Source organism: Thalassotalea sp. HSM 43 (genome assembly GCF_004752005.1).
Classification (GTDB): domain Bacteria; phylum Pseudomonadota; class Gammaproteobacteria; order Enterobacterales; family Alteromonadaceae; genus Thalassotalea_A.
Window position 1 is genome coordinate 3,002,982 of the sequence record NZ_CP038493.1, and the last position, 19,519, is coordinate 3,022,500.

Annotated in this window: 17 protein-coding genes; 12 read left to right on the plus strand and 5 right to left on the minus strand. The window is 43.8% G+C overall.

The window, feature by feature from the left end:
• Nucleotides 1-147 precede the first annotated feature (147 nt).
• The 3 genes from E2K93_RS13065 to E2K93_RS13075 are packed head-to-tail and all read left to right on the plus strand — an operon-like array spanning nt 148 to nt 4,000.
• A complete protein-coding gene (locus E2K93_RS13065) occupies nt 148-1,692 on the plus strand; it encodes a sigma 54-interacting transcriptional regulator (RefSeq protein WP_135439522.1) in 1,545 nt (514 codons plus the stop codon).
• 5 nt (nt 1,693-1,697) lie between these two features.
• Entirely contained in the window at nt 1,698-3,374 is a 1,677-nt protein-coding gene (locus E2K93_RS13070; protein ID WP_135439523.1) for a thiamine pyrophosphate-binding protein, read from the plus strand.
• Between the two features lie 17 nt (nt 3,375-3,391).
• Nucleotides 3,392-4,000 (plus strand): fumarylacetoacetate hydrolase family protein, encoded by a 609-nt coding sequence (locus E2K93_RS13075; protein ID WP_416316111.1) that lies wholly within the window; start codon nt 3,392-3,394, stop codon nt 3,998-4,000.
• A gap of 30 nt (nt 4,001-4,030) precedes the next feature.
• Here E2K93_RS13075 and E2K93_RS13080 read toward each other — a convergent pair whose 3' ends face one another.
• The 3 genes from E2K93_RS13080 to E2K93_RS13090 all read right to left on the minus strand — a co-directional run bounded on the left by E2K93_RS13080 (nt 4,031) and on the right by E2K93_RS13090 (nt 6,161).
• On the minus strand, nt 4,031-4,366 hold the full coding sequence (locus tag E2K93_RS13080) for a stress response translation initiation inhibitor YciH (protein WP_135439525.1): 336 nt from the start codon (nt 4,364-4,366) through the stop codon (nt 4,031-4,033).
• 119 nt (nt 4,367-4,485) lie between these two features.
• Complete coding sequence (locus E2K93_RS13085) at nt 4,486-5,412, minus strand: electron transfer flavoprotein subunit alpha/FixB family protein (RefSeq protein ID WP_135439526.1); 927 nt, start codon at nt 5,410-5,412, stop codon at nt 4,486-4,488.
• Entirely contained in the window at nt 5,412-6,161 is a 750-nt protein-coding gene (locus E2K93_RS13090) for an electron transfer flavoprotein subunit beta/FixA family protein (RefSeq protein WP_135439527.1), read from the minus strand. The genes E2K93_RS13085 and E2K93_RS13090 overlap by 1 nt, the downstream gene beginning before the upstream one ends.
• A gap of 362 nt (nt 6,162-6,523) precedes the next feature.
• Between E2K93_RS13090 and E2K93_RS13095 the strand changes: the two genes are divergently transcribed.
• Both E2K93_RS13095 and E2K93_RS17720 read left to right on the plus strand, forming a co-directional pair.
• Nucleotides 6,524-8,158: an electron transfer flavoprotein-ubiquinone oxidoreductase gene (locus E2K93_RS13095; RefSeq protein ID WP_135440503.1), complete on the plus strand. Its 1,635-nt coding sequence runs from the start codon at nt 6,524-6,526 to the stop codon at nt 8,156-8,158.
• 291 nt (nt 8,159-8,449) lie between these two features.
• Nucleotides 8,450-8,593, plus strand: a complete 144-nt coding sequence (locus E2K93_RS17720; protein WP_169130759.1) for a hypothetical protein — start codon at nt 8,450-8,452, stop codon at nt 8,591-8,593.
• A gap of 19 nt (nt 8,594-8,612) precedes the next feature.
• Here E2K93_RS17720 and pdxH read toward each other — a convergent pair whose 3' ends face one another.
• The gene (gene pdxH, locus E2K93_RS13100) at nt 8,613-9,266 is read right to left on the minus strand and encodes a pyridoxamine 5'-phosphate oxidase (RefSeq protein ID WP_135439528.1); all 654 of its coding nucleotides are present in this window, start codon (nt 9,264-9,266) and stop codon (nt 8,613-8,615) included.
• Between the two features lie 386 nt (nt 9,267-9,652).
• Here pdxH and E2K93_RS13105 point away from each other — a divergent pair, with 386 nt between their 5' ends.
• On the plus strand, nt 9,653-12,454 hold the full coding sequence (locus E2K93_RS13105; protein WP_135439529.1) for a M16 family metallopeptidase: 2,802 nt from the start codon (nt 9,653-9,655) through the stop codon (nt 12,452-12,454).
• Between the two features lie 109 nt (nt 12,455-12,563).
• Here the strand turns inward: E2K93_RS13105 and nadE are convergent, their stop codons facing one another.
• Nucleotides 12,564-13,394 carry an ammonia-dependent NAD(+) synthetase gene (gene nadE / locus E2K93_RS13110; protein ID WP_135439530.1) on the minus strand — a complete coding sequence of 277 codons (831 nt, stop codon included), beginning with the start codon at nt 13,392-13,394 and terminating at the stop codon, nt 12,564-12,566.
• Between the two features lie 194 nt (nt 13,395-13,588).
• On the opposite strand from nadE, the gene glnB reads away from it, so the two are divergent.
• The 6 genes from glnB to E2K93_RS13140 all read left to right on the plus strand — a co-directional run bounded on the left by glnB (nt 13,589) and on the right by E2K93_RS13140 (nt 19,458).
• On the plus strand, nt 13,589-13,927 hold the full coding sequence (gene glnB / locus E2K93_RS13115; protein ID WP_135439531.1) for a nitrogen regulatory protein P-II: 339 nt from the start codon (nt 13,589-13,591) through the stop codon (nt 13,925-13,927).
• 210 nt (nt 13,928-14,137) lie between these two features.
• Entirely contained in the window at nt 14,138-15,061 is a 924-nt protein-coding gene (gene fdhD / locus E2K93_RS13120; RefSeq protein ID WP_135439532.1) for a formate dehydrogenase accessory sulfurtransferase FdhD, read from the plus strand.
• Nucleotides 15,062-15,394: 333 nt separating this feature from the next.
• Nucleotides 15,395-16,150, plus strand: a complete 756-nt coding sequence (locus tag E2K93_RS13125; RefSeq protein ID WP_135440504.1) for a substrate-binding domain-containing protein — start codon at nt 15,395-15,397, stop codon at nt 16,148-16,150.
• Nucleotides 16,147-16,854, plus strand: a complete 708-nt coding sequence (locus tag E2K93_RS13130; protein ID WP_135439533.1) for an ABC transporter permease — start codon at nt 16,147-16,149, stop codon at nt 16,852-16,854. Before E2K93_RS13125 ends, E2K93_RS13130 begins: the two co-directional genes overlap by 4 nt.
• A 1-nt stretch (nt 16,855) precedes the next feature.
• Nucleotides 16,856-17,632: an energy-coupling factor ABC transporter ATP-binding protein gene (locus E2K93_RS13135; protein ID WP_135439534.1), complete on the plus strand. Its 777-nt coding sequence runs from the start codon at nt 16,856-16,858 to the stop codon at nt 17,630-17,632.
• Nucleotides 17,629-19,458 carry a bifunctional molybdopterin-guanine dinucleotide biosynthesis adaptor protein MobB/molybdopterin molybdotransferase MoeA gene (locus tag E2K93_RS13140; protein WP_135439535.1) on the plus strand — a complete coding sequence of 610 codons (1,830 nt, stop codon included), beginning with the start codon at nt 17,629-17,631 and terminating at the stop codon, nt 19,456-19,458. The genes E2K93_RS13135 and E2K93_RS13140 overlap by 4 nt, the downstream gene beginning before the upstream one ends.
• The last annotated feature ends 61 nt before the right edge of the window (nt 19,459-19,519 follow it).

Here is a 19,519-nt window from a genome sequence, read left to right on the forward strand (position 1 = left end):
ATCTTTACTTGACTTTTTTAGTGGTTGTAATAAATTTATTACGTGTAATTATTTTATTACGCTTGTTTGCCTTGTCCGTTGTTTGCTGTATTTGTTGTTGGCAGCGTCATACGGCGAGCCAGTTAACCGTGATTCGGAATTGATCTAATGCGTCTAAATGTTATATCGACCAACAGACTGGGGATCACTCAGCAAATATTAACGGTCATTGCCGAGGCGAAATGTGACATCATTGCTATGGAAGTCGCACATAATCACACCTATGTGCACATCAAAGATAATGGCGTAGCGTATACACAACTCAGCAAGCAAATATTAACCATTGAGGGTGTTCATAAAATCGACCCGGTTACATTGTTGCCAGGTGAAAAAACAGCACAACAATTGCAAGCCTTGTTTGCCAATATCCCTGAGCCAATCATTGATATCGATAATAAAGGTTTTATTATCAATGCCAATCGAGCGGCGTTAACTCAAGTCGCATTGCCGATAGAACAATTTGTCGGTCAACCATTACAATCGTTTATTCAGCAAAAACTGCGTATTTATTTGAGTGGCCAATCCACCACACAGGAAATCAACTTCGCTGGCAACCCGTATTATGCTGATATCACGCCAGTGCGCTCAGAGCAGGAAGTCAGTGGTGCCGTTATCGTCTTGCGCAGCTTACTCAATGTCGGTCGCCACTTAAGTCAATATCAACAAGGGGTGTACAGTGGCTTTGATAGCATCATCGGCCAGTCTCAGGCGATGCTGGAAATCAAAGAGCTAACCCGCAAGTACGCCAGCAATGATTTGCCAGTACTGATCAGCGGCGAAACCGGTACAGGTAAAGAGCTACTTGCCAAGGCGCTGCATGATAATGGCCAACGCGCCAGTAAGCCGATGTTAGCCATAAACTGTGCAGCGATGCCAGAACATATGCTAGAAGCTGAACTGTTTGGCTACGCCGCTGGCGCATTTACAGGCGCCAAAAGCGGTGGCAAACCCGGCTTGTTGGAATTGGCCGATGGCGGTACGGTATTTCTCGATGAAATTGCTGAAATGGACACCGCTCTGCAGGCAAAGCTATTGCGATTTCTGCAAGATTTGAAAATACGCCGACTTGGCGGTGTCAAAGACCGGCAAGTGGATGTGCGTATTGTCAGTGCCAGTCACCGCAACCTTGATGAGATGGTTGAGCAAAAAACATTTCGTGAGGACTTATATTATCGTCTCAATGTGTTGCAAATTGACCTGCCACCGATTCGAGACCGTCATGGTGACATCGAGCTGTTGGTTGAACATTTTCTTAAAAATGCGGCGATGCAGGTTAATCAACCTGAATTGGCAATGTCGCAACAAACCAAAGCACAACTCGTTGCCTACCATTGGCCCGGGAACGTCAGACAATTGCAAAACACCATATTTCGCTTAGCGGCGCAAACCGATAACGATATCATTGATGCTCCCGCGCATTTTTTACAAGACAAAAAGAGTTTGCAAAATAAGCCACAGGCAAACAACGCATTATTTAGCAATGTTGAACAGCAAGAGTCATGGCAGTGTGCACAACAAGACTTTGAACGCCAATTGTTGTCGCGTTTATATCCCCTGTATCCAAGCACGCGTAAATTGGCAGAGCGATTACAGGTATCTCATAATAAAATTGCGATGAAACTTCGCGCATACGGCATCAAAACAAGCGAATAAATACCATGATCGAAAAACACAGTGTTGCTTATCAGTTAATCCAATCGTTACAGCAACGTGGCGTACGCTATATATTCGGTGTTCCTAGTGGCGGTTTCTTACCCTACTTGCAAGCCATCAATGATATTGACGGCATTGAGTTTGTATTAACGGCACATGAGGGCGGGGCGGCGTTTATGGCGGCAACGATGGGCAAATTGACGGCGACTCCTGGGGTGTGCTTTGCCACCTTTGGCCCAGGCGCCACCAATCTAAGTACTGGCGTCGGCAGTGCACTCCTTGACCGTTCAGCTGTTATCGCCCTTACCGATGAAGTTGCCGATGATAATATCGGCCGGACAATGCAGATGAACATTGACCATCAAGCCTTGTTTGGGCCACTAACCAAAGCCAGTTGGCGTTTGTGTGCTGCCAATATTGCTGAGCAGATAGAACGCGCATTTGCTATCGCAACTCAAGGTATTGCCGGCCCAGTTCATATTGGCCTACCGGTCAATATCAGTAAACACATTGTCGTCGCAGAAAATACTCAAACTGCTAGGGCAAATACGCCAGCGAGTAATCTCCCTGATGATGTGGATTGCAACCGTCGCGATGAGGCAACCATAAGCGCAGATGCCATTGCAATACATCGGCATTTAATGGCGGCGAAGAAGCCTCTTTTGGCGATAGGTTTGCGCGCACTCGACCAACAATCAAGACAAGCAATCGAACAATTAGCGACAATTTTGGCGATTCCCGTGGTGGTTACGCCTATGGCGAAAGGGGCTATAAACGAACAGCATAGCAGTTACGCCGGGGTGCTGTTTCACGCCTTAAGCGATCGCGTAGCCGACATCTATCGACAGGCGGATGTGGTTGTTGCCATCGGCTATGACGAAGTTGAATTTAATTATTCTCAATGGCTTAGCGCCGCCAAACTTATCAGCATCGATAGCGTATCAACAACCATTGATGGCCTTAGCGATACTGAGATTGCGCAATATCAGCAGCCCATAGCAGCCCTGCTCAATCGGCTTGTGGTGCGTATCAACAAGCAATTACCAGAGCATCATTGGCAACCTCAACAAATAACGGATTTGCAGCGGGCAATGAGCCTTGAGTTTGAGCAATATAATGATCATTTTGGTCCAGTGAGTGCGTTGCAAACCTTGCGTTCAATATTGCCCAGCGATGGCATTATGACCTGCGATGTTGGTGCTCATACTCATCTTATTGGTCAATTATGGTCGGTAAACGAGCCTATGTTGCAGCTGATGAGTAATGGCTGGTCTTCAATGGGCTACGGCATACCGAGTGCTATCGCCGCAAAGCTTGCATGCCCAGACAAACCGGTATGTGCAGTGTTGGGTGATGGTGGATTTTTAATGACAGCCAATGAATTATCCGTTGCCAAACGCTTAAACTTAGCCATTGTTTTTGTTTTGTTCAGTGATGATGAATTGGCGTTAATACGTATTAAGCAAGATAAACAACAGCTGCCAAATTATGGCATTGAACAAGGCGTTAATTTGCCAACCACACAAGCCAGCTTGTTTGCTGTGCCGGTGTTAAGCGTTGATAATCAACAAGATTTTGCTGATACGTTACGTCAAGCGTTTACAATGAATCAACCGGTTATCGTTGAAGCCAAACTTAGCGGCGATGACTACAGTCAACTCGTTTTACAAGCCAATAAATAGGTCACAACCATTTTATGATAAACACCATAAAGTTTGCCGAGCAAACCATAGCGCCGTCGAAAATTATTTGTATCGGTCGCAATTACGTTGAACACATTAAAGAACTAGGCAATGACATTCCTGACGATATGGTGGTGTTTATTAAGCCTAACTCGAGCTTAACCGAAACATTACAAAGTCAGCATCAAGAGCCTTTGCATTACGAGGGCGAGCTGTGTTTTTTATACCAGCAAGGTCGGTTTACTGCGGTAGCGTTTGGGTTAGATTTGACTAAGCGTCAGTTGCAATCAAGCTTAAAACAAAAAGGTCTGCCGTGGGAGCGAGCTAAAGCGTTCGTAGGGTCGGCGTTGTTCAGCGATTTTGTAGCATTTGACAACCTTGAGCAGTTATCGTTATCGCTCACCATCAACGAGCAACTGATGCAACAGGGTGGGGTGTCTTTGATGATGTATAAACCGCACGATATTCTTATCGAACTACAAACATTCTTACCGTTACAAGACGGTGATATTGTGATGACAGGAACGCCAAAAGGTGTTGGTAAGGTTATGCCGGGGGCATGTTTTACAGGGCGTATTTTCGAGCAGGATAAAGAGTTGGTTCGTGCACAATGGACAGCGTCTTAACACTGTCCTGACGCACATCGCTTAGCTGGTTTAGCCACCAATAAACTTAACTTTATAATTGTGCTTTTCTAATACGGCTTTAATTACATCGCGTTTATCACCTTGGATTTCTATGGTTTCACCCACCACGGTGCCACCAGTACCACAGGTTTGCTTGAGCTTTTTCGCTAGCGCTTTTAGCTCTTTGGGGTCTAATCCTAAACCAGTAATGGTGACGACGCCTTTGCCTTTGCGACCTTTAGTTTCACGTCGGACGTAAGCAAACCCATCGCTTGGGGTAACATCCGCTTCGCTTTTCTCTTCTTTGATGCGACCTTTATCGGTTGAGTACACCAGTTGTGACAGTTGATCCTGTAATGACGACATAATATCTCTTGCCTGACTAATTCAATCTATATAAGCCATTTTAACAAATGTCTTGAATTTGAGATACAAAAAAGCCAGCGATAAATGCTGGCTTTTTACTGACTATAAACAGCGTTGGGTTATAACGCTTGCTCTAGCTCAGGTAGGGCGTCAAATAGATCGGCAACTAGACCGTAATCGGCAACCTGGAAGATAGGCGCTTCAGGGTCTTTGTTGATAGCAACAATGACTTTAGAGTCTTTCATACCAGCCAAATGCTGGATAGCACCTGAAATACCAACTGCGATGTACAAATCTGGAGCAACGATCTTACCGGTTTGACCAACTTGCATGTCGTTAGGTACAAAGCCCGCATCAACAGCGGCACGAGATGCACCAATAGCAGCACCAAGTTTATCAGCGATACCATCGAGTAATTGGAAGTTTTCGCCGTTTTGCATACCACGACCACCAGATATTACCACGCTTGCGGCACCAAGATCAGGACGCTCAGAGACAGTCAATTCGGCACCAACGTAGCTTGAGGTACCCGCATCAGTGACCATAGACAAACTAACAATCTCAGCTGAGCCTGTTGCTTCAACAGCATCGAAGCCTGTCGCACGTACTGTAATAACCTTAGTGCTATCTAGAGATTGAACCGTCGCGATAGCGTTACCTGCATAGATTGGACGAACAAATGTATCGGCACTTTCAACGGCAATGATGTCAGAAATTTGCGCAACATCTAACAAGGCTGCAACGCGAGGCATAAAGTTTTTACCCGTTGTTGAAGCGGCAGCTAGAATGTGAGAGTAATCACCGGCAAGTTCAGTCACTAGCAATGAGATGTTTTCTGCTAACTGAAATTCGTAAGCAGCATCATCGGCAACCAATACTTTAGCCACTCCAGTGGCTTTGGCCGCTTCTTCGGCAACCGCTTGACAGTTGCTACCAGCAACTAGCACGTCAATGTCGCCACCAATTGCAACAGCGGCTGCAATTGTTTTTAAAGTTTCAGCCTTTAGGCTTGTATTATCATGTTCTGCAATAACTAGAATAGACATTAGATCACCTTCGCTTCATTCTTTAATTTTTCTACTAATTCACCAACAGTCTCAACCACGATGCCCGCTTGACGCTCGGCTGGTGGTGTTACCTTGATAAGGTTTGTACGTGAGCTAAGGTCGATACCGAAGTCTGCAGCACTCTTAACATCAAGCGGTTTACGTTTTGCTTTCATAATGTTTGGTAATGATGCATAACGAGGTTCGTTCAAACGAAGGTCGGTTGTTACGATCGCAGGAAGGTTTAACGCAACGGTTTGCAAACCGCCATCAACTTCACGAGTTACCGACACTTTGTCGCCGTCAACTTTCACTTCAGATGCGAATGTACCTTGTGGCATACCCGTCAATGCACCTAGCATTTGACCGGTTTGGTTGTTGTCTGAATCGATAGATTGCTTACCTAGCAATACAATTTGCGGCTGCTCTTCTTCAACAACTTTTTGTAGAAGCTTAGCAACGTTTAGTGAATCTAAGTTTTGATCTGTGTCGATTTGAATCGCACGATCGGCACCAAGAGCCAATGCGGTGCGAAGTTGCTCTTGGCAAGATTTGTCGCCGATAGAGACAGCAACAACTTCAGTAGCAACGCCTGCTTCTTTCAATCGAACCGCTTCTTCAACAGCGATTTCACAGAATGGGTTGATCGCCATTTTTACGTTGGTCAGATCAACATTTGAATTATCAGGCTTAACACGTACTTTGACGTTATAGTCGATTACGCGCTTGATAGGAACAAGTACTTTCATAGCAACCTCTTGTAAGATTCCCGTTACGGGAATTCCTGTTGTATATATATTTTTTTATCGTTAATTACGCTTGAGAGCTTTATTTATAAACTTATTTGTAGATAATAGTCAAACGCTTGTTTGAATTTACTGTTTAAAGTGATTGTTCAAACGTATGTAAAAGTTGCCGGAAAGACTACTAACTGGCCGTTCAAAGGTCAATGGCAAATTGACCTTTCTATGATAAATGGCAATATTAATGCCCATTATGCATAGGTTTTACACCGCATAAGTGCTATAAATAATGCATTAAAATTTGATAAGCCTTGTTAAAAAGGTAACAGAAATAAAAGCTTAAGGGGATTAGCGTGGAACGTGAATCTATGGAATTTGATGTTGTGATAGTTGGCGCAGGCCCATCAGGATTATCAACAGCATGTAAATTAATGCAAATGGCACAAGAAAAAGACCAAGAATTAATGGTTTGTGTCGTCGAAAAAGGCTCCGAAGTGGGCGCTCATATTCTTTCTGGTGCGGTTTTCGAACCTCGCTCCATGAATGAATTGTTCCCTAACTGGCAAGAACTTGGTGCACCATTAAATACCAAGGTCACCGGTGATGATATTTATTTACTTAACGATGCCAATAAAGGTACTAAGTTACCGGGTATTGCGGTACCAAAAACAATGCACAATGAAGGCAATTATATTGTCTCTATGGGTAATGTATGTCGTTGGTTGGCAGAGCAAGCGGAAAGCATGGGCGTTGAGATCTTCCCTGGCTTCCCAGCCCAAGAGCTGATCATTGAAGACGGCAAGGTTGCTGGTGTTGTTACTGGTGACATGGGATTAGATAGCGAAGGCAACCAGAAAGACTCTTACATGCCGGGTATGGAGCTTCGTGCTAAATACACGGTGTTTGCCGAAGGCTGTCGTGGTCACTTAGGTAAGCAACTTATTAAAGAATTTAATCTTGATGCCGATAAATCACCACAACATTATGGTATCGGTTTTAAAGAAATTTGGGATATCGATCCTGAAAAGCATCAAGAAGGTTTGGTTGTGCATTCGGCAGGTTGGCCGCTAGAAAGTGACACGACCGGCGGTGGTTACTTATATCACGCAGAAAACAATCAAGTGTTTGTTGGTTTGATTATTGACCTTAATTATTCAAATCCGCATCTTAGCCCGTTTGATGAATTTCAACGCTTAAAACATCATCCAAAATATGCCCAGTATCTTGAAGGCGGCAAACGTGTTTCTTACGGTGCTCGTGCTATTGCCAAAGGTGGCTTTAACTCATTACCGAAAATGACCATGCCTGGTGGCTTATTGGTAGGTTGTGATGCTGGTACGATTAACTTCGCGAAGATCAAAGGCAATCACACCGCAATGAAGTCAGGTATGCTGGCGGCGGAAACGATATTTGAAGCACTAGCAGCAGACGATCAAGGCGGTAATGACTTAACAGCCTTTACTGATAAGTTTAAAGACTCTTGGTTGTATGATGAGTTATTTAATACTCGTAACTTTGGTGCGGTGATGCATAAACTCGGCACATTCTGGGGGGGTGCATACAATACCCTAGATCAAAATATCTTCGGTGGTAAATTACCATTTGAATTTAAAGATGACAGTTTTGATCACGAGCAATTAAAGCTGGCCAGTGAAAGTCAAAAAATTGATTATCCAAAACCGGATGGCGTGTTGAGTTTTGATAAGCTTAGCAGCGTATTCTTATCTAATACCAACCACGAAGAAGAGCAGCCATGCCACTTGAAGTTGGCAGATAAAGACATCCCAATTAAAGTCAACTTGGGTAAGTATGACGAACCAGCGCAGCGTTATTGTCCAGCCGGTGTCTATGAGATTTCCGAAGATGAAGCCGGAGAAAAACAATTTGTGATTAATTCACAAAACTGTGTGCACTGTAAAACCTGTGATATTAAAGACCCAAGTCAAAATATTACCTGGGTTACACCAGAAGGTACTGGCGGCCCGAACTACCCTAACATGTAGCAGACAAGCCTAGGTTGTCGTTTACGACGCCTAAGCAGCTATATAAAGCTGCTAGATACAAAACACCTTAATAAGAAAGCACCTGCAAAGGTGCTTTTTATTTGTCAGGTGCTTTTTATTTGTCAGGCACTTTGTATAGGTCAGCAGGGCAGCGGTTTATTAACTAGATGTGGCCGCCGTTAAATCAAACTCAACAATTGTTTAATTGTTTGTTAAATAGCAATTTAGTTGTTTGTTCTAAGGTCATGGTTTGCTATAAGCAATATTGAGATAACAACATTGTTTTAAATTATGTCTGAGTTAAATAAAACACGATTGAATGATTTGGCCACCAAAATTATCGATGGCACCGTGACATCAGAAGAAGAAATGGAATTTCAAACGCTGTACACAAAATATCGCGAGCAATGCGAACAAAGCTCGCCAATATCTTAACCAATACCGTTACCCTGTATTACGGATGCAACTGGAAGGTTTGCCAGCCGTTTTCGCTTTGTTCAAAGCATAATCTATCGTGTAAGCGATTGGCCCGGCCTTGCCAAAACTCAATGGCATGGGGTTTGACTCGGTAGCCGCCCCAAAACTCTGGTAACGGCACTTGTTGGCCTTTGAATTTTTCTTCATAACGCGCTTCACGTTGGCTTAATTCATCGGCGTGTTGCAAGCGTTGGCTTTGCTTTGACGCCCAGGCACCAATCTGGCTGCCGCGTCCACGACTATGAAAATATTGTTGTGACTGTTGTTGTGAGGTTTTTTCAACAACGCCTTCAATACGCACTTGACGCTGCAATACGCCCCAATGAAATAATAACGCTACTTTTTGATTTTGTTGCAGTTCTTGCGACTTTCTACTGCCATAGTTGGTATAAAAAACAAAGCCATCCTGATCGAACGATTTTAATAAAACCATCCGAGAAGAGGGTTGTCCTTCACTATCACAGCTTGATACTGACATTGATTCAGGTAGTAAAATCCCCGATTTATTAGCGTCTTCAAACCATTGCGAAAACAGTTCGAACGGATTCTTATCCTCAGGTATTGCCGGCAATGGCAATGCCACACCTTGGCCAAAGGTAAAGAGGCAACGTATTTTTTCCAGTAGCGTCATAATTATCTGTTATTTCCTAATCGAGAGACAAATTGTAGCAATTTATTGATACGCAAAAAACTCATATTTAGACTATTATTGAGTCGCCTAAATAATCTCTGCGAAAAAATATTTTGTATAGAAATCAGTGGCTAATTATAGTTATGATGGATTTTAATTTATTCTCAAAAACTATTTACGCTGAATTTAATAGTTTTTAACAATTAATACGTTGTCAGCAAACCTTTAACTGCGTTAATGTTCGCGACACTTAAAAATAACAATGATCCAAGCGCGGTTATCGATTACGTGCATTTGGACTCACCGATATCACAGCAGTTTTTACTCTAAACTTATCTTGTTTTAAACCAAGACTGTTGTATCGAAGAAAACGAAAAGGTTAATCAATGAAATCTTTAAAGCCTACTATTCTTGGTCTGTCAGTGTCGTTGGCACTGGGCCTGTCAGGTTGTACATTAACTGATACAACTCAATCTGAAGCCTATGCTCAACAAGCTCAAGCGGCTCAACCAAAAAAATTGACGTATGTTCGTACCGTTGAAGGTATCGAAGAATACGCGCTAGAAAATGGCCTGAAAGTACTACTTTTTGCCGATGCATCACAACCAAAAACCTTGGTTAATGTGACTTATCGAGTCGGTTCGGTACACGAATATTATGGTGAAACTGGCATGGCGCACTTACTTGAGCACATGCTATTTAAAGGTTCTGAAAACTACCCGAAGATTGATACGGAATTTAAAAAGCGTGGTATGTCGACGAACGCAACGACCTGGTTGGATCGCACCAATTATTTCGAAGTGTTCGATGCCAATGTTGATACATTGCAATGGGCAATCGGTATGGAAGCAGACCGTATGGTCAATGCCACGTTTACCGAAGAGCAATTGAAAAGTGAAATGACCGTTGTTCGCAATGAAATGGAGCGTAACGAAAACGATTCTATTCGTATGTTATTGGCGCGTATGTCATCAACGGCGTTCTTATGGCACAACTACGGTAACTCAACCATAGGTGCTCGTTCAGATGTGGAAAACTTTCCATTTCAGCGTTTGCGTGAATTCTATAAAAAGCACTATCGTCCAGATAATGCGGTGTTAACCATCGCAGGTCGCTTTGACAAAGAAGCAACCATTAAACATATCGAAGAAAAATTTGGTGCCATTAAGAAGCCAAAAACACCAATCCAACCATTGTATACGGTAGAGCCGACACAAGATGGTGAACGTGAAGTAAACCTGCGTCGTGTGGGTGATATCCCTTACGTTGGTTTGGCTTATCATACGCCAAGTGGCTTGCACCCTGATGCCGCACCATTGCGTGTATTACAAGAAATCCTTGGCGATTATACTCGTGGCCGTTTGCAGAAGAAGTTGGTAGAACCTGGTGTTGCCACACAAGCGTTTAATATGAGCTTCATGCTTAAAGATAGTTCGCAATATTTCTTATTCGCCCAAGGCGAAAAGGGCAAAGATACCAAAGAGATGGAACAGCAACTGATCAGCCTTGTTGAAGACATCGAAAGCAATCCGATTAGTGCAGAAGAAGTAAAACTGGCCAAATTAAAGCTAGCCAAACAAGCTGAACAATCGATGCGTGATGTGACTGGTGTTGGTATGGAGTTGTCTGAATATATCGCCAAAGGTGATTATCGCCAAACATTCTATTTCCGTGATCAAGTCGAAAAAGTTACGGTTGAGCAAGTACAAGCTGCGGCAGAGAAGTACTTTGTCACCTCAAACCGTACCACGGGGCGTTTTATTCCAACCGAAAAGCCAGTGCGTGCTGAAATACCTGTCGCGCCAAATATGGATGACGTGCTAAAAGATTATAAAGGCAAAGCGGTTATTGCTGCCGGTGAAGTGTTTGACAACACCGTGACAAATATTAAGCAACGCTTACAAACCATAGAATGGCAAGAAGGTACCAAGGTTAACGTGTATCCGAAGCAGTTACGTGGTGAAGAAGTTATCATTACCATGCATTTGCCATCCGGTACAGCGCAAACCTTGGCTAACCAAAGTCAGGCTATCGGCTTTGTTGGCGCGCTGATTAAATTAGGCAACAGCAATTACAGCAAAGAGCAAATAGCCACCAAACTGGATGAGTTAAAAAGCTCTATCTCTATCGGTACCGGTGCTGGTTCAACCAACATCAATATCAAAACTGATAAAACCAATTTACAACAAACCGTCGCCTTTTTAGGTGAACTATTAGCGGCGCCGACCTTCCCTGATAAAGAGCTTGAGGTTATTCGTCGTTCAAGCATCGCCGGTATCGAAGCGCAACGTAACGATCCGCAGGCTATCGCCTCGAACAGCTTCCGTAAAACCTTATACAACTACCCGAAAGGCCATCCGAAAGCCTATATGGAATTAGATGAGCAAATCGCTAAAATCAAAGAAGTGAATTCAGCTCAATTAAAAGACCTGTATAAGACACATTTTAATATCAATAACGGTCATATCACTGTGGTTGGCGACGTCGATGCCGAGCAGATCTCTGCCGAGCTGCATCAAGTATTAGCGCCGTACACCAATGACACACCATACGAACATATGGCGACAGACTTAAAAGATATTGAAGGTGCTGAAGTTAAAACGGAAACGCCAGATAAAGCCAATGCTCAGCTTTACATCATCAACCCGGTTCAGATGAATGTTAAAGATGAGGATTACATTGCATTGAGTATCGCCAATAGCATTTTTGGTGGTGACCCATTCACCTCACGTATCGGTGCTCGCATTCGTGTTAAAGAAGGTTACAGCTATTCTGTTGGTGCAGGTCTGCAAGCTAACATGTTGGACCAAACCGGTATCTTCTATGCTGTGGCTATTTCAGCACCAGAAAACATGGAAGCGGTAATCGCCGCCTTTAATGAAGAAGTTCAAAAAGTGGTTGCCGATGGGTTCACCGATGAAGAGCTTGAACGCGCTGTAAAAGGGTTTATCAGTAACCGTACACGTTCTTGGGCAAGTGATGCAGCCATCGCTGGTGTGATTAACAACTCGAGTAAAGCAAAGGTTGATCTTGCGTTTTATGATGAGCAGATCGCACAAGTTAACGCGTTAACCAAAGAAGACGTGCAGCAAGCCTTTATTAAATATATTGGTAAGTTAGATTACAACGTATTTACTGCCGGTGATTTTGCCAAAGTTAAGCAACAAGCTGCGCAAGATACTGAGTAACACGCTAAACCATAAGCTTGCCCCAAAGCATATCCAAATCGGATAATAAAAAACGCCCAGCAGGGCGTTTTTTTATGGCTCAATACAGCCGTTTAGCGAGTTAGGCACCTTAATCGTAAATGGTTGGGATCGGCTGACGTTTATGTTGGGTTTTCAAGTAGATGTTGATCAGTGTTTGTTCAACATTGTCTGCCACATCTTTGCCCTCTAAGAAATCGTCGATTTGATCATAGCTAAGACCTAATGCGGTTTCATCGGGTTTACCAGGCTCTAATTCTTCCAAATCCGCCGTAGGCGCTTTGGTGATTAATTTTTCTGGCGCCCCAAGTGCACTAGCAAGTTGACGAACTTGGCGCTTGCTTAAGCCAAACAGAGGTACCATATCACAAGCCCCGTCACCCCATTTGGTATAAAAGCCAGTGATGTTTTCCGCACTGTGGTCGGTGCCAATAACCAAACCACCTAAAATACCAGCTAAGTGATATTGCATCACCATACGAGAGCGGGCTTTAACATTACCTTTAGAAAAATCGAGGCGATGGTTATCTGCTTGCAGCAACCCTTGTTGCTCTAGCACGCTAACGGCTTCTTGATGAATACCGTCTGCGCCAGCCATGATATTGGTCGAAACTTGCACGCTAGGTTCAATGAATTTCAACGCCATTTGCGCATCATCTTCATCGGCTTGCACGTCATAAGGCAGGCGTACAGCGATAAACTTGTAGCCACCACCATGCTCTGCATTAAGTTCATTTATGGCAAGTTGTGCAAGGCGACCACAGGTCGATGAGTCTACGCCGCCACTGATCCCCAAAATAAGATGGTTTAATCCTGATGCGACTAATTGTTCTTTAATGAAATTGACGCGACGAGTAATTTCCATTTTCGCATCAATTGTTGGCAACACTTTCATTTCGTTGATAATTGCCTGGCGGTTCATACGCAACCTCAATCCCGAAGAAAAAAAGCTAGTTTAACAACACGCTTTTAAATTTGCGAATGAATACAGTTTAAATTTTTTCATTTATGCGCGCTTTATTGAAAATAACTGGCGCTAGTTTGCCTTTTGCGGGTAAAATTAACTTACTCACTCAGATAAAAACAACGTTATTAACAACGAATAGGTGTATGGCAATGAAAAAAATCGAAGCGATAATCAAACCATTTAAAATGGATGATGTTCGTGAGGCGTTGGCAGAGGTTAATATTACCGGTATGACCGTCTCAGAAGTGAAAGGATTTGGTCGTCAAAAGGGCCACACTGAGTTGTATCGTGGTGCCGAGTATATGGTCGATTTTTTACCTAAGGTGAAATTGGAAATTGTGGTTAGCGATGCTGACGTTGAACGTTGTGTCAACACCATCGTTGAAACCGCACAAACGGGTAAGATTGGCGACGGTAAAATTTTTATCACGGAAGTTGAACGTGTTATCCGTATTCGTACTGGCGAAGAAGACGAAGCGGCAATATAGAATATCTGTGATGTTTTATCATTTAAAAAAAGGATCCACTCAGGGTCCTTTTTTGATCGCCAACAATAAATCTTGCCATGCAATAGGCTAATTTCCTTTACCGAACCTGTCTTTTAGTAATTTTTGTATTAATATCAGAATGGTAGAACATCTGCTTATGGCTTCTGTTGGCTATGATTAAGGCGTTGATATTGGTTTTGGAGTAAGACAATGAATAACAAACACTCAGCTGAGGATATTGCCCCCCCAACCGAGCCTGATTTCGTGGTCGATACCCATAACGGTGTCAGTGAAGTCAATAAGTTCCGCATTAGTATCGGCGAGCAACATGCCAGCAAAACCGCCAATAGAGACATTGTCAGCGTCGAAGAACCTTTGCAAATAAACCTAATTTGGCAAGATAGTGACAATGAAAGCCAAGAAAAGGAATTTACCATTACCATGCGCACCCCAGGTAATGACCCGCAATTGGCAATAGGCTTGTTAAACAGTGAAGGGATTATCAGCCGCGCCGAGCATATCGTCAGTGCCACACACCAAGATAATGGCGAACAGCAAAGCGCCAACCAAATTGATGTTGAACTCGCCGCTGGTATCGTACCGGATTGGGGACAATATCAACGCCACCTAACCATGCAATCAAGTTGCGGTATCTGTGGCAAAACCTCATTGCAATCATTGGAACTGAAAAGCCCACCTAAATTAGATGCCGATCCGGCGTGGCTTGATATTAATACCGTATTGGCATTAAGCGATAGCATGCGCAAACAACAAGTGCAGTTTCAAAAAACAGGCGGGGTTCATGCTGTTGGCTTATTTAGTGAAGATGGCGAATTGGTATTGCTAAAAGAAGATGTCGGCCGCCATAACGCCATGGATAAATTGATTGGCGCGTCCTTGTATCTGCCCGCCACCCAACAATCAAGTAAACGTGTGGTGGTTTTAAGCGGGCGCATCAGTTTTGAATTGGTGCAAAAAGCCCTTATGGCGAGTTTCCCGGTGATTGTCGCTGTTGGTGCACCATCATCTCTGGCGATATCCGTGGCTCAACGTTTTAATATCACCTTGATCGGTTTTGTCTCGGGCAAAGGCTTTAATGTCTATCATGGTGGATGGCGCCTCAAAGGCGTGTAATATTGTCGTTCATAGCTAACCTCAGCCATATTAAACCTCAGCCATATTTAGTCACATCAAAAACACATCGCCAGACTCGTTATTCAGTTATTGGCTAGGTGCGTTAACCGCTGCTGTTTGCACAACTTGTAGCATCTTTGCATCCCTTTCACCTTGGTTATCTTGTTACGCCACAGAAAAACGTCATGGTTTTTGCAATTTAATCGCTGCCTATCATACTTAAGCCATTAACTTCTTACCCAGAATCATCATTAGGTGGTTGGAAAATAACAGAAAAGGGGCGTGGCTTTGGCTAAAGTTTTAGCATTTGTATGGCTTGGTTGGTTGCTTACAATGCCTGCGATGGCGCAACAAATTATAAAAATGGCCACCACCACCAGTACTGAAAACTCCGGTTTATTGTCGTATATATTGCCTATTTTTGAACAGCAAAGTGGTTACAAGGTTCATGTCATCGCCACCGGCTCCGGTAATGCCTTGCGTTTGGCGCGCGCTGGTGATGTTGATGTGGTAATGACCCATGCGCCAGAAGCCGAAAAGCAATTTCTCGCCCAAGGGTATGGCATCTCGGCTCGGCGCTTCATGGAGAATGACTTTATTATTGTCGGCCCCGATGATGATCCTGCGGGTATTGCTAATGTCGCCAGCCCTGAGCAGGCTTTTCAATGGATTGCCAAGCAAAATGCCTTGTTTATTTCTCGAGGTGATGACTCTGGAACAGAGCAAAAAGAGTTACAAATATGGCAACGCTCCGGTGTCTCAAATCAATTTGAAAACTATAAAGCCGTTGGTCAAGGGATGGGCAAAACCTTAATGATGGCTGACTCAATGCAGGCTTATGCCCTGAGTGATCGTGGTACCTTTATCACCTATCGCGATAAATTGAGCTTGTCGATTATTTATCAAGGCGGGATAAGCCTTGCCAACCCGTACCAAATCATTCTCCTTAATCAACAAAAGTACCCCGAATTAAACCACCAAGGCGCCAAGCGTCTTAGCGATTGGCTAATTGGTGAAACTGGCCAGCAGTTAATCAATAACTATACGGTTAAAGGTCAGCAGTTATTTAAGGCAAATTACAGCGAATGAATGAAGGTTGGCTGACATTATTTACCCAAGCGTTTACGTTATTGTTATCGTTCGATAAAACCCTGTGGTCAATTATCTTTGTCTCGTTCAGTGTGTCTTTGATGGCATTATTATTAACCCTTATTCCATCGGTTATCGCGGGTTTTATTTTGGCGTTTAGTCGCTTTAAAGGGCGCTGGTTAATTACGTCTTTGATTCACACTATGCAATCAATACCAACCGTGGTTATTGGTTTGTTGGTCTATATTTTATTAACTCGACAAGGCCCATTTGGAGATTTGCATTGGCTGTTTACACAAAAAGCGATGATCATAGGGCAAATGTTAATTTGCATCCCCATTTTAATTTCTCTATCACAAGCCGCATTTACCCACATTGACAAACGCGTATGGGAAACCTCTCGCACGTTAGGGCGTAATGTCCTGTCGACCATGTTGCTATGCTGTCGAGAGCTAAAAGTGCCATTACTGCTAACAGTTATCACCGCATTCAGTCGAATCATCACCGAAGTCGGGTGCTCTATGATGGTCGGTGGCAACATTCTTAACGCGACACGGAATATCCCAACCGCTATCGCTCTTGAAACCAGTAAGGGCGAGTTTGCACAAGCCATAGCCTTAGGCATGGTGTTATTGATTTTAAGCCTATTGCTGAACTTGTCGCTAGCATCTTTGCGCGGTAAAGCCTTGGTGAGGAGTTATTGATATGACTGAATCGCCTACCGTTCCTATTGAACCAAGCCCACCACATGAGGACAATGTGGCACGCATTGATGGTCAAAATCTTATTGTCAGCTTTAAACAACAGATTATTTTTAATATTAAAGCGCTTAGTTTTAGACAAGGCGATAGCATTTTACTGCAAGGCGCTAATGGTGCCGGTAAAACCAGTTTGATGAAAGTGTTAGCAGGTTTACTTAAACCAGAATTTGGCAATCTACAGCATCGAGCAGCAGGCAATACGCGTTTTACAGGTCGTCAAAAACTGATTGGCAAGGCTACGTATTTGCATCAGTCACCCTACGTTTATAGTGGTACTGTGCTGGCTAATTTAAAAATGGCAACGCCATTACTTTGGCGGTTTTCAGCGTCGGCAAAAGCGCGATTAGCAATGGCAATTGAGATGGCGCAATTAGGTCATTTACTTGCCGCAGATGCTGCTGAACTCTCTGGTGGTGAGAAACAACGATTGGCATTAGCGCGTGTCTATTTAGTGCAACCGGCCTTGTTAATGCTCGATGAACCAACAGCAAATATGGACTTGGTATCGCAACAATTGGTATTGGCCATGGTCGAGCAATTGCAGCAACAAGGGACGGGGCTGATGATTGTAAGCCATCAAAGCAACAGTTTAACCGCCTTGTGTAAACAACATTGGCTGCTCGCGAATAAACAATTAACGATTTGTGCAAAACCGCGAGACGTTAGTGCCGATCAAGTCTCTAATCTAGACAACAATAAAATATTAAAGAGTAAAACATGAGCCGTGAGTTGATTCATACAATGGCGGTACCAGTACTGGGTATTTGTGCGTACAGTGGAACAGGAAAAACAACCTTACTTACAACACTGATACCTTGGTTGAAAACACAGGGCATTCGCGTGGCGGTGATCAAACATGCTCATCATAATTTTGATGTTGATAAGCCGGGTAAAGACAGTTTTTTGTTGCGCCAAGCTGGTGCTCAGCAATTGTTAATTGCCTCTGAGGTACGTTATGCCCATATGTATGAAAACCTGCAGACGCAATCACCTGATTTGCCAAGCCTGCTTGCTCGAATTGACTGCGATAGCGTCGATTTGATTTTGGTGGAAGGTTTTAAACACGTCGCATTTGATAAAATCGAATTGCACCGGCAATCGGTAGGCGCCCCTTTGATATATCCTAATGATGGCAATGTGGTCGCTATTGCGAGTTGTCAGCAAAGCGTTTTAGATAGCAATCAACTAGCAACCCATATAACTCAGTTATCCCTTGATGATATTGAACAGATCGGCCGCTTTATTCTGTCCCATACCAAGCTGACATCAACTGCCGCAGAAAAAAGCAGTTGTGGTGCATTACCAGCGGGTACTTTATCGGTAGAACAAGCGGTAACAGCGATAGAAGCACAAACCAAGCGATTGCAAAACATTGAAACGTTAGCGTTAGAGCGATGCTTAGGTTATGTCTTAGCGGAAAATATCTATTCAACCATCAATGTGCCACAACATACTAATTCAGCGATGGATGGATACGCCATTCATGCGCCAACATTGCACCAGAGTAAAAATAGCCAACAATTAAGTGTCTATGACATTGTTGGTGAGGTGTTTGCAGGCCAGCTTTTTTCAGACCTATTGCAGCCAGGCCAAGCCGTGCGCATTATGACTGGCGCACCGCTGCCAGAAGGCGCCAATAGCGTTATTGCCAAAGAGCTAGCGACAGAGGATATCACCTCAGATAGCGCCCAAGTCTCATTCAGCGACATGGGAAAACTTGGTCAAAATATCCGCCAGTATGGCGAAGATATTGCCAAAGGTGAGCTGGCGGTTGCCGAAGGTGAGCGTTTAAATGCTGCCCGTTTGGGGTTGTTAGCATCATTGGGTTTCGCTAATTTAAAGGTAACATCGGCACCAACCATTGCGCTGTTTTCTACCGGTAATGAAGTATCGCAACCGGGTCAGCAATTGCAAAAGGCCGGTATCTATGATGCAAATCGCTATTCCGTAATGGCGTTAGCGCAACAATTGAATTGTAACATTATCGACTTTGGTATCATCGAAGATAACCAACAGAGTCTGCAAGACACCCTTGTCAAAGCCAGCCAACAAGCCGATATCATTATCAGCTCCGGTGGCGTATCCGTTGGTGATGCCGACTTTGTTAAAGACAGTATTAATGCCGTTGGCAATGTTGATTTCTGGCGAGTGCAGATGCGCCCAGGCCGGCCGTTAGCGTTCGGTAAATTGCATGACGCATTATTTTTTGGTTTACCGGGTAACCCCGTCGCGGCGATGATTTGTTTTATGGTGTTTGTACAGCCTGCGATCCGTAAGATGGCTGGCGAGCAAAACTGGCAACAGCCTTTGTTTGCGGCTACCGCGAGTAGCTCGATGCGCAGTCGTTTGGGACGTCATGAATATTTACGAGGCTGTTATAGCCTCAGTGATGATGGGCAGTTGCATGTTGCATTAACCGGGCCTCAAGGGTCTGGCATATTAACCTCCATGGTTCAGGCTAATTGCATCATCGTATTACCACCTGAAACCGAAAGCGTAAAACAGGGGCATAAAGTCAACATCATGTTTATCGCTGATTTACTATAATCAGAACAACCTACTCACATCTAAGGCATATGATTCAGCGACACTGTTGGATTAAAAAAAG

What these genes read in the sequence shown, in the direction of transcription:
- E2K93_RS13140 (WP_135439535.1), top strand. Translation starts at nt 17,629, where the DNA reads ATGAGCCGTGAGTTGATTCATACAATGGCGGTACCAGTACTGGGTATT.
- E2K93_RS13095 (WP_135440503.1), top strand. Translation starts at nt 6,524, where the DNA reads ATGGAATTTGATGTTGTGATAGTTGGCGCAGGCCCATCAGGATTATCA.
- E2K93_RS17720 (WP_169130759.1), top strand. Translation starts at nt 8,450, where the DNA reads ATGTCTGAGTTAAATAAAACACGATTGAATGATTTGGCCACCAAAATT.
- E2K93_RS13080 (WP_135439525.1), bottom strand. Translation starts at nt 4,366, where the DNA reads ATGTCGTCATTACAGGATCAACTGTCACAACTGGTGTACTCAACCGAT.
- E2K93_RS13130 (WP_135439533.1), top strand. Translation starts at nt 16,147, where the DNA reads ATGAATGAAGGTTGGCTGACATTATTTACCCAAGCGTTTACGTTATTG.
- E2K93_RS13135 (WP_135439534.1), top strand. Translation starts at nt 16,856, where the DNA reads ATGACTGAATCGCCTACCGTTCCTATTGAACCAAGCCCACCACATGAG.
- E2K93_RS13070 (WP_135439523.1), top strand. Translation starts at nt 1,698, where the DNA reads ATGATCGAAAAACACAGTGTTGCTTATCAGTTAATCCAATCGTTACAG.
- E2K93_RS13090 (WP_135439527.1), bottom strand. Translation starts at nt 6,161, where the DNA reads ATGAAAGTACTTGTTCCTATCAAGCGCGTAATCGACTATAACGTCAAA.
- E2K93_RS13125 (WP_135440504.1), top strand. Translation starts at nt 15,395, where the DNA reads ATGCCTGCGATGGCGCAACAAATTATAAAAATGGCCACCACCACCAGT.
- E2K93_RS13085 (WP_135439526.1), bottom strand. Translation starts at nt 5,412, where the DNA reads ATGTCTATTCTAGTTATTGCAGAACATGATAATACAAGCCTAAAGGCT.
- pdxH (WP_135439528.1), bottom strand. Translation starts at nt 9,266, where the DNA reads ATGACGCTACTGGAAAAAATACGTTGCCTCTTTACCTTTGGCCAAGGT.
- nadE (WP_135439530.1), bottom strand. Translation starts at nt 13,394, where the DNA reads ATGAACCGCCAGGCAATTATCAACGAAATGAAAGTGTTGCCAACAATT.
- glnB (WP_135439531.1), top strand. Translation starts at nt 13,589, where the DNA reads ATGAAAAAAATCGAAGCGATAATCAAACCATTTAAAATGGATGATGTT.
- fdhD (WP_135439532.1), top strand. Translation starts at nt 14,138, where the DNA reads ATGAATAACAAACACTCAGCTGAGGATATTGCCCCCCCAACCGAGCCT.
- E2K93_RS13065 (WP_135439522.1), top strand. Translation starts at nt 148, where the DNA reads ATGCGTCTAAATGTTATATCGACCAACAGACTGGGGATCACTCAGCAA.
- E2K93_RS13105 (WP_135439529.1), top strand. Translation starts at nt 9,653, where the DNA reads ATGAAATCTTTAAAGCCTACTATTCTTGGTCTGTCAGTGTCGTTGGCA.